The sequence below is a fragment of the Buttiauxella sp. WJP83 genome (genome assembly GCF_027594725.1).
GTDB classification, from domain to species: domain Bacteria; phylum Pseudomonadota; class Gammaproteobacteria; order Enterobacterales; family Enterobacteriaceae; genus Buttiauxella; species Buttiauxella selenatireducens.
On the sequence record NZ_CP110080.1, the window covers coordinates 886,402 to 900,300 of the forward strand.

The 13,899-nt window shown below is 49.9% G+C and carries 13 protein-coding genes and 3 tRNA genes; 8 read left to right on the plus strand and 8 right to left on the minus strand.

All coding sequences use genetic code 11. The features are described from left to right. Nucleotides 1-7: 7 nt before the first annotated feature. Nucleotides 8-1,339: an amino-acid N-acetyltransferase gene (argA, locus tag OH773_RS04060; protein WP_270143262.1), complete on the minus strand. Its 1,332-nt coding sequence runs from the start codon at nucleotides 1,337-1,339 to the stop codon at nucleotides 8-10. Nucleotides 1,340-1,574: 235 nt separating this feature from the next. Here argA and amiC point away from each other — a divergent pair, with 235 nt between their 5' ends. Continuing rightward, the gene (amiC, locus tag OH773_RS04065) at nucleotides 1,575-2,831 is read left to right on the plus strand and encodes an N-acetylmuramoyl-L-alanine amidase AmiC (RefSeq protein ID WP_270143264.1); all 1,257 of its coding nucleotides are present in this window, start codon (nucleotides 1,575-1,577) and stop codon (nucleotides 2,829-2,831) included. Between the two features lie 95 nt (nucleotides 2,832-2,926). Here amiC and OH773_RS04070 read toward each other — a convergent pair. The 3 genes from OH773_RS04070 to OH773_RS04080 all read right to left on the minus strand — a co-directional run bounded on the left by OH773_RS04070 (nucleotide 2,927) and on the right by OH773_RS04080 (nucleotide 3,281). Beyond that, nucleotides 2,927-3,003: transfer RNA gene (locus OH773_RS04070), tRNA-Met, on the minus strand. 62 nt (nucleotides 3,004-3,065) lie between these two features. Beyond that, a tRNA-Met gene (locus OH773_RS04075) sits at nucleotides 3,066-3,142 on the minus strand. 62 nt (nucleotides 3,143-3,204) lie between these two features. Then, a tRNA-Met gene (locus OH773_RS04080) sits at nucleotides 3,205-3,281 on the minus strand. A 208-nt stretch (nucleotides 3,282-3,489) separates the two neighbouring features. Here OH773_RS04080 and mltA point away from each other — a divergent pair. Both mltA and tcdA read left to right on the plus strand, forming a co-directional pair. Continuing rightward, a complete protein-coding gene (gene mltA / locus OH773_RS04085; RefSeq protein WP_270143267.1) occupies nucleotides 3,490-4,590 on the plus strand; it encodes a murein transglycosylase A in 1,101 nt (366 codons plus the stop codon). A gap of 97 nt (nucleotides 4,591-4,687) precedes the next feature. Beyond that, the gene (gene tcdA, locus OH773_RS04090) at nucleotides 4,688-5,497 is read left to right on the plus strand and encodes a tRNA cyclic N6-threonylcarbamoyladenosine(37) synthase TcdA (protein WP_270143269.1); all 810 of its coding nucleotides are present in this window, start codon (nucleotides 4,688-4,690) and stop codon (nucleotides 5,495-5,497) included. Here tcdA and csdE read toward each other — a convergent pair. Both csdE and csdA read right to left on the minus strand, forming a co-directional pair. Next, nucleotides 5,488-5,928 carry a cysteine desulfurase sulfur acceptor subunit CsdE gene (gene csdE, locus OH773_RS04095; RefSeq protein ID WP_270143271.1) on the minus strand — a complete coding sequence of 147 codons (441 nt, stop codon included), beginning with the start codon at nucleotides 5,926-5,928 and terminating at the stop codon, nucleotides 5,488-5,490. The genes tcdA and csdE overlap by 10 nt on opposite strands. After that, complete coding sequence (csdA, locus tag OH773_RS04100) at nucleotides 5,929-7,134, minus strand: cysteine desulfurase CsdA (RefSeq protein WP_270143272.1); 1,206 nt, start codon at nucleotides 7,132-7,134, stop codon at nucleotides 5,929-5,931. Nucleotides 7,135-7,329: 195 nt separating this feature from the next. Between csdA and OH773_RS04105 the strand changes: the two genes are divergently transcribed. The 4 genes from OH773_RS04105 to rlmM all read left to right on the plus strand — a co-directional run bounded on the left by OH773_RS04105 (nucleotide 7,330) and on the right by rlmM (nucleotide 10,356). After that, nucleotides 7,330-7,557, plus strand: a complete 228-nt coding sequence (locus OH773_RS04105; protein WP_270143274.1) for a YgdI/YgdR family lipoprotein — start codon at nucleotides 7,330-7,332, stop codon at nucleotides 7,555-7,557. A gap of 343 nt (nucleotides 7,558-7,900) precedes the next feature. Then, nucleotides 7,901-8,818, plus strand: a complete 918-nt coding sequence (gene gcvA, locus OH773_RS04110) for a glycine cleavage system transcriptional regulator GcvA (RefSeq protein WP_064543831.1) — start codon at nucleotides 7,901-7,903, stop codon at nucleotides 8,816-8,818. 49 nt (nucleotides 8,819-8,867) lie between these two features. Then, complete coding sequence (locus OH773_RS04115) at nucleotides 8,868-9,263, plus strand: DUF423 domain-containing protein (RefSeq protein WP_270143276.1); 396 nt, start codon at nucleotides 8,868-8,870, stop codon at nucleotides 9,261-9,263. Further along, nucleotides 9,256-10,356 (plus strand): 23S rRNA (cytidine(2498)-2'-O)-methyltransferase RlmM, encoded by a 1,101-nt coding sequence (gene rlmM, locus OH773_RS04120; protein WP_270143277.1) that lies wholly within the window; start codon nucleotides 9,256-9,258, stop codon nucleotides 10,354-10,356. The genes OH773_RS04115 and rlmM overlap by 8 nt, the downstream gene beginning before the upstream one ends. A 185-nt stretch (nucleotides 10,357-10,541) precedes the next feature. Here the strand turns inward: rlmM and xni are convergent, their stop codons facing one another. After that, entirely contained in the window at nucleotides 10,542-11,297 is a 756-nt protein-coding gene (xni, locus tag OH773_RS04125) for a flap endonuclease Xni (RefSeq protein WP_270143279.1), read from the minus strand. Between the two features lie 145 nt (nucleotides 11,298-11,442). On the opposite strand from xni, the gene OH773_RS04130 reads away from it, so the two are divergent. Further along, on the plus strand, nucleotides 11,443-12,627 hold the full coding sequence (locus tag OH773_RS04130; RefSeq protein ID WP_270143281.1) for an aminotransferase-like domain-containing protein: 1,185 nt from the start codon (nucleotides 11,443-11,445) through the stop codon (nucleotides 12,625-12,627). Between the two features lie 53 nt (nucleotides 12,628-12,680). Here the strand turns inward: OH773_RS04130 and kdgT are convergent, their stop codons facing one another. Continuing rightward, complete coding sequence (gene kdgT, locus OH773_RS04135; protein ID WP_270143283.1) at nucleotides 12,681-13,676, minus strand: 2-keto-3-deoxygluconate transporter; 996 nt, start codon at nucleotides 13,674-13,676, stop codon at nucleotides 12,681-12,683. Between the last annotated feature and the right edge of the window lie 223 nt (nucleotides 13,677-13,899).

Consider the following 13,899-nt stretch of genomic DNA (forward strand, 5'->3'; position numbering starts at 1 on the left):
TAAATTGTCAGGCTAAATCTGCCATCAGCACTTTTGAACGTCGCTGATAGTTGTACATTTCTTTTTTACTTTCAGGTAGTAACTCGACATCAACGGGCATAAAGCCACGCTCCTGGAACCAGTGAATACTACGGGTTGTCAGGACAAATAGCTTGCTCAGCCCCATCTGCCGGGCTTGTGTGGCAATGCGTTGCAGCAATACTTCGCCACGTGATGAGCTGCGATAGTCAGGATGAACCGCAACACAGGCCATTTCGCCAATCCCTTCTTCCTGGAACGGATACAACGCCGCACAAGCGATGGTCAGGTTGTCGCGCTGGATAATGGTGAATTTGTCGATCTCCATTTCCAGTTGTTCACGTGAGCGACGCACCAGAATCCCTTGCTGCTCCAGTGGGCGAATGAGTTCCAGGATGCCGCCGATATCGTTAATGGTGGCGCGACGAATTTGCTCCGCACTCTCCATGACGATTTGCGTACCGATACCATCACGGGAGAACAACTCCTGCAATAGCGCACCGTCTTCTTGATAGCTGATCAAATGGCTGCGACGCACGCCGCTACGGCAGGCTTTGACTGCGCCTCGCAGAAAACGCACGGTGCCAGAATGGTAATCACCCGCTTCTTCCAGCTCTTCAATACGTTTTTGCGCATCGTTAGGAAAGAGTTCAGAAACGATATTGCCGCTATCGTCGATCACGCCCTGTGAAGAGCAGAAACCAATCATTTTTTCGGCTTTCAGTTTTACGGCCAATTGCGTGGCAATTTCTTCAGAGGTGAGATTAAAACTTTCACCTGTGACAGAAACAGCAACTGGGCCCATCAATACAATCGCCCCGTTATCAAGCTGGCGGTGAATGGCTTCTTCGTCGATACGACGAACACGACCACTGTGGCAATAATCCACACCATCATCTACGCCTAACGGCTGCGCGATAATAAAGTTACCGCTGACGACGTTGATATGCGCCCCTTGCAACGGTGTGTTGCCAAGGCTCATGGACAAACGCGCTGTAATATCCAGCTGCAATAAACCGGCGGCTTGTTTAACCAGCTCAAGGGTTTTTGCATCAGTAACACGCGTATGTTTGTGATAGACAGGTTCATGATTATGCGAAGCCAGATTGGCATCAATTTGCGGACGTGCACCATACACCACCACCAGACGAATCCCCAGGCTGTGCAACAGCCCAATATCATTGACGATACTGGAGAAGTTCTCGTGTTCAATGGCTTCGCCGCCAAGCATAATGACAAACGTTTTTCCCCGATGGGCATTTATATAGGGAACAGAATGGCGAAATCCCTGTACCAGTTCGGTTCTACGTTCCTTCACCACGGCAAGCCCTCATTGCATGATTATTCGTAATTTCTGTATTTTTATTCTTTTATTGCTCTCGGTGCAAGCAGCAATTACCGCAAAGCAGAAATTTCTGTGCCGCTGTCGCCAGGGACTTGATTGCGAATGTTTACCCTTTTATGAGTGACAGCCTAAGCCCGATTCGCTAAAGTTTTCGGCTCAAAAAAATAAAATTAGTTATTCGGTTCACGGAAACACACCGCTCAGGAGAGCTATGTCAGATTCCCGTTCATTAATTAGTCGTCGCCGCTTACTCAAGGGCGCGGGCGCTTTGTGGCTACTGAGTGTTAGCCAGGTTGGCTTTGCGGCCTCAAGCCTGGTCATTGCGGTTCGTGTCTGGCCCGCATCGTCTTACACGCGAGTCACGCTGGAATCGAACAGGGAGCTTAAATACCGACAATTTGCGTTAAGCAATCCTGATCGGGTGGTTGTTGACATAGAAGGTGTGAATTTAAATTCAGTATTGAAGGGCATCGGTTCTCAGATTCGTGGCGATGATCCTTTCATTAAGTCCGCGCGAGTGGGTCAGTTTGATCCTCAAACCGTGCGCATGGTTTTCGAACTCAAACAGAACGTAACACCGCACTTGTTTGCACTGGCTCCGGTGGCTGAATTCAAAGAACGCCTGGTGATGGATCTCTATCCGGCCAATATGAACAGCGAGCAAGATCCACTGTTGGCATTGTTGGAAGATTACAACAACGGTAAGTTGGATAAGGATTCAATGCCATCGCCGGAGCAAGGGCCGAAGCCTGGCAAGGCGGGTCGCGACAGACCGATTATTATCATGCTGGATCCTGGCCATGGTGGTGAAGATCCCGGTGCGATTGGGCCGAACAAGACGCGTGAAAAAGATGTCGTGCTGCAAATCGCTCGTCGCCTGAAAGCGCTGATTGATAAAGAAGCGAATATGAAAGCCTATATGACGCGCAACGAGGATGTGTTTATCCCGTTAAAAGTCAGGGTGGCAAAAGCGCAAAAGCAACGTGCTGATTTGTTTGTTTCTATTCATGCGGATGCATTTACCTCTGGCGCGGCGCGCGGCTCTTCAGTGTTTGCGCTCTCAACTAAAGGGGCGACCAGTACCGCAGCAAAATTCCTCGCTCAAACTCAGAACGCCGCCGACTTAATCGGTGGGGTGAATAAGAGTGGCGACCGCTATCTCGACCATACGATGTTCGATATGGTCCAGTCATTGACCATCAACGATAGCCTTAAATTCGGCAAAGAAGTGCTGACCCGATTGGGGCGTGTCAATAAACTGCATAAAAATAGCGTCGATCAGGCGGGGTTTGCAGTGCTTAAAGCACCAGATATTCCTTCCATTCTGGTGGAGACGGCATTTCTCAGTAACGTTGAAGAAGAGCGAAAGCTGCGTACAGCCACCTTCCAGCAGGAAGTTGCAGAGTCGATTTTGGCGGGGATCAGAGCGTATTTCGCGGATAGTTCACGCCTGGCACGACGCGGATAGTAAAACCTGAGTGGATTAGCGGAAGCGACACCCACTCAGCGTACGATTGGCAGATTTTAGATACAAAAAAAGCACCTGTTAAGGTGCTTTAATGTTGGTTGCGGGGGCCGGATTTGAACCGACGACCTTCGGGTTATGAGCCCGACGAGCTACCAGGCTGCTCCACCCCGCGTCCGTAAACTTCTTTAGTACCCAAATGGCTTTCACCATTGCGCGAATGTTCAGCGACTTAGTTGGTTGCGGGGGCCAGATTTGAACTGACGACCTTCGGGTTATGAGCCCGACGAGCTACCAGGCTGCTCCACCCCGCGTCCGTATAACTATTTACTGCTAATGATTTTCATCACCGCGCTACTATCAGCGACTTTTTAATTGGTTGCGGGGGCCAGATTTGAACTGACGACCTTCGGGTTATGAGCCCGACGAGCTACCAGGCTGCTCCACCCCGCGTCCGTGGAAGCGCACTATACTCTGCTCGGCTTTTGATGCAACCTTTTTTTTAATAAATGCCCGATTTGTCTCATGTAACTGATAATAATTTAATTTAAGTATAAATAGTGAGCACATCCCGCATCTATGGGCCACGACACGTTTAATTCTTGTGGTACGTTTGCTATCTTCCCGTCGGGAATAGCGGCATAAACCTGGCGAGGAAGTGATGATAGGACGTTGGACTAAGTACATTGTAACAGGAGTGATGGTTGCCATTCTGGCTGGCTGTTCCTCGAAACCGACAAATAAAGGTCAGCAATATAAGGACGGGAAATTCACCCAGCCTTTCTCCCTCGTCAACCGGCCTGATGCGGTAGGGGCCCCGATCAACGGCGGCGACTTTGCTGAGCAAGTTAACCAAATTCGTTCCGCATCTCCTCGCCTCTATAATAGCAAGAGTGATGTTTACGGTGCCGTTCAACAGTGGCTACAAGCCGGTGGCGATACCAGTAAGCTGAGCCAGTACGGCATTGACGCCTGGCAGATGGAAGGTGCTGACAACTACGGTAATGTGCAATTCACAGGCTACTACACGCCGGTGGTGCAGGCGCGTTACACCCGTCAGGGTGAATTCCAGTATCCTATCTACCGTATGCCGCCAAAACGCGGACGTTTACCTTCCCGTGCTGAAATCTACAGCGGCGCACTAAGCGACAGCTACATTATTGCTTACAGCAACTCCTTAATGGATAACTTCATTATGGATGTGCAGGGCAGCGGCTATATCGATTTTGGTGATGGCCAGCCATTAACCTTCTTTGGTTACGCGGGCAAGAACGGCCATGCTTATCGCAGTATCGGCAAAGTGCTTATCGATCGCGGTGAAGTAAAGAAAGAAGATATGTCGATGCAGGCTATTCGCCATTGGGGGGAAACTCACAGCCAGGCTGAAGTGCAAGAGTTGCTTGAGCAGAACCCATCCTTCGTATTCTTTAAACCTGCGAGCTTCGCACCGGTGAAAGGGGCGAGCGCCGTGCCGTTAATTGGCCGCGCGTCTGTGGCTTCTGACCGCTCCATTATTCCTGCGGGCACCACGATTCTGGCTGAAGTCCCGTTACTCGATAACAATGGGAAATTCAGCGGGCAGTATGAATTACGCGTCATGGTGGCGTTAGATGTTGGCGGCGCGATTAAAGGCCAGCACTTCGACATTTACCAGGGCATTGGGGCTGATGCCGGCCACCGTGCGGGTTGGTACAACCACTATGGCCGTGTTTGGGTACTGAAAAACGCCCCTGGCACGACTAACAGCGTATTTACCGGTTAATATTTCCCCCCGACGGGCTGTATAATCAGCCCGTCAACTTTATCCGCAACTGCTTATTTATCACAACACCCGCAAAGATTTTTCCGAGGAAAACGTAATGTCTGTTGTTTTGTCCGATGCCTGGCTGCAACGCTTTGGCGGCACTGCTCGTTTGTATGGTCGTGATGCTCTGCAACTGTTTGCTGATGCGCATGTATGCGTGATTGGCATTGGTGGTGTGGGCTCATGGGCTGCAGAAGCGCTGGCGCGTACCGGAATCGGCGCGATTACGCTTATCGATATGGATGATGTTTGCGTGACCAACACCAACCGCCAGATTCATGCGTTGCGCGATAACGTTGGACTGGCTAAGACCGAAGTGATGGCGGCTCGTATTCGTGAAATCAATCCGGAATGCCGTGTCACGGTAGTTGATGATTTTATTACTGCGGAAAATACGGCGCAGTTGCTTAATCAAGGTTTTAGTTACGTTATTGATGCCATTGATAGCGTCCGTCCTAAAGCGGCACTTATCGCTTATTGTCGACGCAACAAGATCCCACTGGTCACAACCGGTGGCGCGGGTGGTCAAATCGATCCCACGCAGATTCAAGTGGTTGATCTGGCGAAAACGATTCAGGATCCACTGGCAGCTAAGCTTCGCGAAAGACTAAAAAGTGATTTTGGCGTGGTGAAGAACAGTAAAGGTAAGCTCGGCGTGGACTGCGTGTTTTCCACCGAAGCGTTGGTTTACCCGCAGGCTGATGGCTCTGTGTGCGCGATGAAAAGTACTGCCGATGGCCCAAAACGCATGGATTGTGCATCCGGTTTTGGTGCGGCAACCATGGTCACCGCCAGCTTTGGTTTTGTGGCGGTGTCCCATGTATTAAAGAAAATGATGGCGAAAGCGGTGCGTACTCAGGCCTGAACTGCCGCGCGAACGGCTTGTGCTAATGCCGCAAGCCCGCTGCTGCGCGACGCACTTAATTGATTGCGCAGCCCTAAATCATCAAACAGGGCGAGCGGATCTTCGTTGAGCAACTGTTCCGCTGTTTTCCCTTCTATTGCGGTCAGTAATACCGCCAGCAAACCGCGGACAATGCGTCCTTCACTATCACCGTAGAAATGCAGCGTCCCATTTGCTTGCAGACTGTGACCCAGCCAGACGCGGTTTTCGCAGCCTGCAATTTCTATGTTGTCGCGTTTGAGATCCGCAGGAAGTGCCGGAAGCTGTTTCCCCAACAGGATCAACTGACGGTATTTATCTTCCCACTGCTGCAACGGAGCAAAAGTGCTTCGCAAGCTGTCGGCAGTGATAGCAGTCCCGAATGGGTGACCGGCCAAAAATCCACTTGTCATTTAATCCACCAGAATTTCCAGCGCGTTGTCGATAGCTTTGACCAGCGCATCAACATCACTCTGCGTATTGTACGGGGCAAAAGAAGCCCGCAATGTGCCGGCGACGCCAAGTGCTGCCAGCAAAGGTTGCGCACAATGCTGACCCGCGCGCAACGAAATGCCTGATTCAGCCAGCAGCGTGACCATGTCGTTGTGGTGAACACCTTCGAAATCAAACGCCAACAGGCTCGAGTCCTGGCAGCGGAAACTGCGAAAACCAGGACGTTTTGCCAGCTCTGCTTCTGCGAGTGTCGCAAGCCCACGGCTGTAGGCTTCAGCCTCAGTCAAATCAACCGACTCCAGCCACTCGAGTGCCGCGCTCAGGCCAATGACACCTGCAACGTTTGGCGTACCAGCTTCAAAGCGATACGGTACGGGTTGAGTTTTAAATCCTTCGAATGAGACATGCGTAATCATTTTGCCGCCGCCTAACCAGGGCGACATCTCTTCCAGCAGCTCACTTTTACCGTAGAGCGCCCCGATTCCGGTTGGGCCATACAGTTTGTGGGCTGAGAAAGCGTAAAAATCGATATCCAGCGCCTGTACGTCCGGCGGGCAATGTACAACACCTTGTGCACCGTCGACCATAACCACCGCGCCAACTTCGTGGGCAATCGTAATGGCTTTGGTGAGATCCGGGCAGCCGCCTGTGACATTAGACATTTGTCCCAGCGCCAGGATTTTGGTCCGCGCGTTAAGTAACGCAGGCAGTTTGCTGAGATCGGCAAGGAGATCTTTTCCCAGCGGCAATTTGATAATTTTCGCGCCGGTCTGCTCAGCGACCATTAGCCATGGCACGAAATTCGCGTGGTGTTCTGCTTCGCTAACAATAATTTCATCACCTGGTTGCAGGCGAGGGCGTGCGTAACATTGAGCGACCAGATTTATGGCTTCGGTCGTGCCACGCGTCCAGACAATATCTTTTCCAGAAGGGGCATTGAGCAGGGCTGCCACGCTATCGCGAGCCGCTTCATAACGCTCGGTAAGGCGCTGCGCCTCGGCAAACTGGCTGCGATGAACATTACCTGCGCTCAGGCTATAAAATTGCTGAGTCGCTTCAATAACGGCGCGAGGTTTAAGTGTGGTTGCGGCACTGTCGAGATAGACACCAGCATCAGCCAGCGCCGGAAACTGGCTGCGAAAACTGCCGGGATTAAATGTTTTCATGATTTTCCTCGTATCACTATGAGGTGATCGTGGCGCATTTGTCTTAATCACACAAGGGATCAATAACCTTCAGAATAGTCTGCTTCACCAGGCAAGCCTGGTGAAAGAGGGTTATGCTGAATACTGTTAGGTGAATGTTTCACTTTGGTTACTTTTAAGAGTATTTCAGCATTAATCGCTACTAAGGAGAAGAATATGAATAAGGCAGCCGCAGCAGTATCAGCAGGTCTAATGGTTTTTGCTCTTTCAGCCTGTTCAAGTCCGAACTACGTGATGCACACCAATGACGGACGTAGCATTATCGCCGATGGCAAGCCTCAAACCGATGATGAAACCGGGATGATTCAGTACAAAGATGCTAATGGGAATAAACAGCAGATTAACCGTACTGATGTAAAAGAGATGGTTGAGCTGGATCAGTAAATTTCAGGCAAAAAAAAGCACCGCAATTTGCGGTGCTACATTAATCACTATGGACAGACAGGGTAAATGTACAGGAAGTGAAAAAGGGGTAGCTTAGCTACCGGGGTCTGGAATGCCAGACCAATTGCAAACACAACAACACAACATCACAACCGTAAGCCAAAAGCCCTCCGAAACACGCATTTCAGATAACTTTTCGTTCCGGCTCAGGAAGTGACGCCACTATAGGTATTTGCTGGTGCATCCTCAACGGACAATTTATAATGGCTCAGATAAAAAAAACTAATAGGTTAACTAAGTTAATCTGTTTGTTAACGGACTTTAACATTTAAGCCAATCAACTATGTCCAAGCGTTTACCACCATTAAATGCCTTACGTGTATTTGACGCTGCAGCTCGTCACCTGAGTTTTACTAAAGCAGCCGAAGAATTATTCGTGACTCAGGCCGCCGTCAGCCACCAGATTAAGTCTCTGGAGGATTTTCTTGGCCTAAAATTGTTCCGCCGCCGCAACCGCTCGTTGCTGCTGACGGAAGAAGGTCAGAGTTACTATCTGGACATCAAAGAGATATTTTCGCAGTTAACTGAAGCAACGCGTAAGCTGCAGGCTCGTAGCGCCAAGGGCGCTTTAACGGTCAGTTTGTTGCCTAGTTTTGCCATTCATTGGTTAGTACCGCGGTTAACAAGCTTTAATACAGCTTATCCGGGAATCGACGTTCGTATACAGGCTGTTGACCGCCAGGAAGATAAACTTTCGGATGATGTCGACGTCGCGATTTTTTACGGACGCGGCAACTGGCCGGGCCTGCGTGTGGAAAAATTGTACGCGGAATATCTGTTACCCGTCTGTTCACCGATGCTATTAACGGGCGATAAGCCCATCAAAACCCCAGAAGATTTAGCGCATCATACTTTGCTGCACGATGCGTCTCGTCGTGACTGGCAGACATATACTCGCCAATTGGGTGTAAGCCATATCAATGTGCAGCAAGGCCCAATCTTCAGCCACAGTGCGATGGTGTTGCAGGCCGCTATCCACGGGCAAGGCATTGCTTTAGCAAACAATGTTATGGCGCAATCAGAGATTGAAGCGGGTCGTTTGGTTTGCCCGTTCAATGATGTTCTGGTGAGCAAAAATGCCTTTTATCTTGTTTGTCATGACAGCCAGGCAGAACTGGGTAAAATAGCTGCCTTCAGGCAGTGGATTTTGGCGAAAACAGCGAGCGAACAAGAAAAATTCCGTTTTCGCTACGATCAGTAAGCAAACCAGCGCGTAGGCATGCCGCTACGCCTAACTTTAGGGTTACACCATGACCAGCCGATTCATGCTGATTTTTACCGCGATTAGCGGTTTTGTTTTTGTCGCCCTTGGCGCCTTTGGGGCACACGTATTAAGTAAAACGCTTGGTGTTGTTGAGATGGGGTGGATTCAAACCGGTCTTGAATACCAGGCATTTCATACGTTAGCGATTTTTGGTCTGGCCGTTGCTATGCAGCGCCGGATCAGTATTTGGTTTTACTGGAGCAGCGTATTTATGGCGCTCGGTACAGTTCTATTCAGCGGCAGTCTTTACTGCCTGGCGCTGTCTCACTTACGCCTGTGGGCGTTTGTTACTCCCGTCGGTGGAATGAGTTTTCTTGCCGGTTGGATCTTGATGTTGATTGGTGCAATGCGCCTGAAACGTAGGGGCGCAAGCCATGAATAAAGTTATTTTGTACTGCCGACAAGGTTTTGAGAAAGAGTGTGCGGCAGAGATTACCGATAAAGCCGGCCAGCATGGCGTTTACGGTTTTGCACGGGTTAAAGAAAACAGCGGTTACGTCATTTACGAATGTTATCAGCAAGATGATGCTGACAAACTGGCGCGTGAATTGCCGTTTAAAGATCTGATCTTTGCTCGTCAAATGATCGTTGCGGGTGAACTGCTCAAAGATCTTCCACCAGAAGATCGTATTACGCCGATCACCGGAATGCTGACTGGCGTGGTAGAGAAAGGCGGCGATCTACGTGTCGAAGTCGCTGATACCAACGAAAGTAAAGAGCTGATGAAGTTCTGCCGTAAGTTGACTGTGCCTCTGCGTGCCAGCCTGCGTGAAGCCGGTATCCTGACCAACTACGAAACAACAAAACGCCCAGTGGTGCATGTGTTCTTTATTGCACCGGGATGTTGTTACACCGGTTATTCCTATACCACTAACAACTCGCCTTTCTATATGGGCATTCAGCGTCTGAAATTACCTTCTGACGCGCCAAGCCGTTCGACGTTGAAACTGGAAGAGGCCTTCCACATTTTTATTCCTGCTGATGAGTGGGATGAACGTTTAGCGAACGGTATGTACGCGATTGATTTAGGGGCTTGCCCTGGCGGTTGGACCTATCAGTTAGTGAAACGCAATATGTGGGTTTCTTCTGTCGATAACGGCCCAATGGCGCAAAGCTTGATGGATACCGGCCAGGTAACCTGGCTGCAGGAAGATGGTTTTAAATATAAGCCAACGCGAAACAATATCTCCTGGATGGTTTGCGACATGGTTGAGAAACCTGCGAAAGTCGCGAGCCTGATGGCAACCTGGCTGGTTAACGGCTGGTGCCGCGAAACCATTTTCAACCTGAAGCTGCCAATGAAGAAACGATACGAAGAAGTGTCGCAAAACCTGGCGTTGATACGTGAAAGGCTGGAAGAGAATGGTATCAGTGCGGAGATTCAGGCGCGTCAGCTGTACCACGACCGTGAAGAAGTGACCGTACACGTGCGCCGCATGTGGGCTGCTGTAGGCGGCCGTCGCGACGAACGCTAGTCTGGTTCGAGGGTGGGGAATCCACCCTCACCCCGACCCTCTCCCTGAGGGAGAGGGGGAAGGGCTGAATTATTCCTTCTCCCTGAGGGAGAGGGGGAAGAGCTGAATTATTCCTTCTCCCTGAGGGAGAGGGGGAAAAGCTGAATTATTCCCTCTCCTGGGGGAGAGGGTTAGGGTGAGGGCGTTCAACCCGGTAATCTCAGTTGCTGCAAATTCCCATCAAGTTGTAAATCCGTCTGCAGCTGAGCCACCTGGCGGCTGATAAAAGCACTTTCCCGATGCTGCTCTAACTTCTTGCGCCACTTCTCTGGTACTTCATCCAACCGTTCATACAGCGCTTCAAGCGTTGAAAACTGATTGATCAATTGTGTGGCACTTTTTGGACCGATACCTGGAACGCCGGAGATTTTGCTGCTGCTGATCCCCGCAAGCCCCCAGAAATCAGCAAGCTGCTCTGGCAACACGCCATATTCCTGGGCGATAAATGGTGCATCGAGCCAACGTTTTTGAAAATAGTCACGGATTTGAATTGTCGGGGCGAGTAACTGGCAAAACCCTTTATCGGTCGAGACAATAGTGGCGCGATGCCCACTTGCTGCTATTTTTACAGCGAGTGTTGCCGCCAGATCATCTGCTTCATTTCCCTGAGAATGCCAGCAAGCCACGCCTCTTTTGGCGAAGGCCGCTCGCAATATTGGCATTTCTTGATGTAAGGACTCTGGCATTGGCGCACGGCCAGCTTTATAGTCTGGCAAGACCTGATGTCGCCATCCTTCACGCCTGTCTTCGTCATCAAATACGGCGACAGCGTGCGTAGGTTGGCTATGTGTGATCAACGCATCAAGGGCATGCAGGCAGGTATCAACACAAGGCGAGCCCTGGACCGCATGAATACGACGTATTAAGTTCAGGGCATCAACGATAAGTAAATGAATCATCATGGGTATTTCGCTTTCGATATTCGCTTTGCACACACTAACATTTCTAAGTGTTGACCGCGAACCCGAGAAGATGAATCAGGAAAGCCGCTCGCAAAAAAGCCGTGCTTATTGATTACTATGTATATTTCAAGTCAGAGACAACAACATGAGTCATAGTTCACACCTCGCACAACGCATTCAGGCCCTACAACCTTCAGCAATCAGAGAATTGTTAAAGCACAGCAAAATGCCAGGCGTTATTTCCCTGGCCGGCGGCATTCCTTCCAGTGAGTTATTCGATAGAGAAGGTCTGAGCATTGCGACACAAAAAGTTGTCGCTGAGAACTTTAACGACGCGTTCCAGTACGGTTTGACTGAAGGCACCGTTGAACTGCGTCAACAATTGGTCGGGTTGTGCCAGGAGCGTGGAATCACCACCAGCCCAGAGCAACTCCTGATCACTTCGGGGTCACAACAGGCATTGGATTTGCTGATGCGCGCGCTGGTTAACCCTGGCGATGTTTTTGTTGTTGAGCGTCCAACTTATCTGGCGGCACTGCAAATTCTCAGCCTGAATGAGGCCGATGTGAAATCGGTGGGCAGTGATGAGCACGGGATGATTGTCGATGAGCTCGAAGCATTACTCAAAACCACGCGAATCAAAGGTGTCTACCTGGTTCCGACGTTTGGCAACCCTAGTGGCACAACCTTAAGTGCCAGTCGTCGTGAGCAGTTGGTCAAACTGGCGGAACAGTATCACTTTGTGATTGTTGAAGATGATCCGTATGGCGCAATCAGCTTCACTGAAACGCGCGAAAAGACCTTGCTGCAAGTGGCGACGGAACGCGGCAGCCAGGAAAATGTGGTTTATACCTCGACGTTTTCTAAGATTCTGGCGCCAGGGCTGCGAGTTGGCTGGATTGTGTTGCCTGAGTGGATGAAGCAAAAAGTGGCCATCATTAAACAAGCCACGGATTTGCACGCCAACTCATTTACGCAATCGCTGGTGTCTGCGTATTTGACGCTTGATCGCCTGAACCCGCAGATTGAACTGATTCGCGAAGAGTATAAGAAGAAGTGCCTGAGCCTTTCTACGTTTTTACATCAGGAACTGGATGAGCACATTTCCTTTAACCAGCCGCAGGGCGGGATGTTCTTGTGGGCGTCATTCCGTTATGAGTTTGATGCCACTCGCTGGTTACAACAGACTCTCGAAAAAGGTGTGGTGTATGTGCCGGGTGAGTTCTTCTTTAGCGACCACGCGGATAAGAAAACGCTACGTTTCTCTTACGCAACGGCCACAGAAGAGCAGCTTTATGATGCGGTACAGCGATTGAAATCCGCGCTATAAGATAAAAAAATGGAGCCGAATGGCTCCATTTTTTATGGAATTAAAGTGAAGTATTAATGTGATAACTCGACAACATCATCGTCATTGTTCTTTTTTGCAGCGACTCCACCCATGCGTTTTGAATACAGCGCAGTAATAATGGGGACCAGAATCGCGGTCACAATAACGCTTGCGGCAACCAGTGCTGTTGCTGAGGCAGCAACCGGTGCAAATGATGGGTTGATTTGCGCAATGATTACCGGGTTGGCAACCGCCGCACCGGCTGCGGAAGAGGCAGCTATACCCGCGGTTCCGTTGCCACCACCAATGTATTTATCAGCCAGAATCAATGGAATACCTGTTACAACGATAACCGCCACACCCAGCATGATGCCCAGCAGCCCAGTGTCCCAAATCACATTCAAGTTGATGGTGTTACCCAGTGCAAAGCCGAAGAATGGAATCAGTACTGGCGTAGCCTTGCTAAAGAAGGTACGGAAATCATGGTCAAGGTTACCTAATGCAAAACCAATCAGGAATGGCAGTGTTGCACCAACAAAGTGGTGTGGTTCAAATGATGCCAGGCCTGCGGAACCCAGAATAACCATCGTCATCAGTGGGCCGGACTCTAAAGACATCAGAACGAATGCGCCAGACTCTTCTTTAGTACCATATTGGTTCATCAGGCTTGCATACAGACCACCGTTGGTCATGTCCATCGCAGAAACGAGGGCCAGAACGGATAAGCCAGCAAACATACCGGTTTGAATCCCACCTTCAGGAATAAACGAAGCGGCAATCATTGCCACAACCCAAGCCACGGCAATTTTAGTCAGAACCAGCGTACCGGATTTACGCAGTACCGTACCGGTTGCACGTAAATCGATAGATGCACCGATACAGAAGAACCACACGGCCAGAATTGGAACAGTGCCTGTGATCATCCCTTTAGTAAATGAACCGAAATATGCTCCAGTGTCTGGAGAAAAAGTATTTAGCATAGCCCCAAGCAGCAGAGGGACCAGCATCATCCCACCAGGAATACGTTCTATAGTTGCTTTAATCTTCATGGTAAATCCTCTTCATTTTTTCATTTCTTATAGGTCGCGAATGAAAAAATTACGTAACAGTTTTTATGAAAAATCGTTGTTTTTCATTTGGCTATGTTCTTTTCGGGTCAGAGGTATTCTTTTGCTCTTATGGCAAATAGAGTTGACCTGGTTGGGCTGGGCTGCCGTGATTCCTGCGTTCCGCCGCCCTCCTTGCTTCAAACTATCTAACGATTGGAATTAC